2 protein-coding genes are annotated in these 1,530 nt (G+C 55.7%); both read right to left on the reverse strand.

What is annotated here, in order from left to right; translation table 11 throughout:
* The coding region (locus A3754_RS00420; RefSeq protein WP_197468337.1) for an OmpP1/FadL family transporter at positions 1-674 on the reverse strand (674 nt) is incomplete at its 3' end.
* 254 nt (positions 675-928) lie between these two features.
* On the reverse strand, positions 929-1,530 hold a 602-nt coding region (locus tag A3754_RS00425; protein ID WP_197468338.1), incomplete at its 5' end, for a fatty acid desaturase.

Below are 1,530 nucleotides of genomic sequence, written 5' to 3' on the forward strand. Positions count from 1 at the left end.
GAGTGGTAGGTGATGCCCCAGTCCAGGGTTTCGGTGAGAGAAAACAGGGCGCCAGCATTAAAGCCAACGGTTTCGTCGTCGCCTTCAATTTCTACTTTGGGGTCTGTGGCAGAACCGAAGGCCACGCCGGGCAGGTTGCTGGTCAGCTCGCCATCAATGCGGCTGAAGGTGGGGCCAAAGCCCACAGAAATACGGTCGTTGAACGCGTAGCTGACGGTGGGTTGAATGGTGACGACTTGAACCATGCTTTTCAGGCCGTTGTAACGACCCTGCCAACCGTCTTCATAATCGCTTTCCACACCGAACGGGGCGTACAGGCCGATACCAGCATGCCATTTGTCATTGAGAGGAGTGACATAGTAAGCAAAGGGCACGGTAGAAAAGGGCACCATGTCGCCATCGTTGGTGCCTGGCAGCGTGCCTTGGGCGTTGCTGATATCAGTGCTGGCATCAATAAAGGCCAGGCCGCCGCTGACTTCGGCGCGGTCCAGGCGGCTCATGCCGGCGGGGTTGCCGTACAGAGTGCTGGCGTTGATGGCGGTAGAGGCGCGGCCTGCGTAGGCAGAGCCGGCGCTGCTGGCGCTCTGTTCGTTCAGAGCCAGGCCATTGGCCATCACCTGGGTGGACGCAGCAGCAATCGCGGCTGCCAGCACGGCTTTGTTTGAATACTTCATGATAACTTTCCCGAGTTATGATTTTGCCGGCGCAAGTTAACATTCAGTCACAAAATATTACAGGCTGTTTATCGTCATAAGTGACCATAAATCGTGCAAAAAGCGACTATTTGCGGGAAACAGGATGTTTATTGACGTGAAGAGGATTCATATATAAAACCAGTGTTTACCTTGCATTGGGGTCCGCTTTCCTCAAGCGCTAATGGCCCGGGGGTCGCCGTCTTTACGTGGCTGTTGCTGCTTTCAGAGGTTCCCTAGACCTTTTCCCCTTTAGATGTCGGCTCACGGGAAAAAATGCCGATGATCGGCGTCCCCTGAGCCCGTAGAACCGGTTCGATATCCCGGTGCAGGGCGTGGTATTGGTAGAACGGCACCCGTGGAAACAGGTGATGGATGGAATGGAGGTTCTGGCCCAGCCAGAACCATTCCAGTGGCTTCATCCAGCGGGGCATGATCAGGCTGTTGGTGTTGCGATAACGCTCGCTCACCTTGTAAGGGTGATGGGGGCGATAGGCAAACCAGTAGGCGGTGAATAGACCGCCGGTGTAATAGCCCAGCAAGAGCACGGCCACGGTGCCGGGCTCGTCTACCATCGCCAGAAAGGCAACCCGCCAGCCCAGTGATACCACCAGCTCAGCGCAATAAATCAGCTTTTCCGTCAACGACGCACTGCCCCAGCTGTGTTGCACAAAAAAGGTATTCTGTACCCACTGGAAACGCAGCCCGGTGGTCAGCAGTCCTAATGGTCCTTTCTGCATCCCGCTGATAATAAAGTCAGGATCCTTGTCCGGCTGGGTGGTATAGCGGTGGTGGGTGAAATGCTCGATGCGGTGCGAGGCGTAGGGGATCGCAATAA

The organism is Alcanivorax sp. HI0083 (assembly GCF_001635175.1).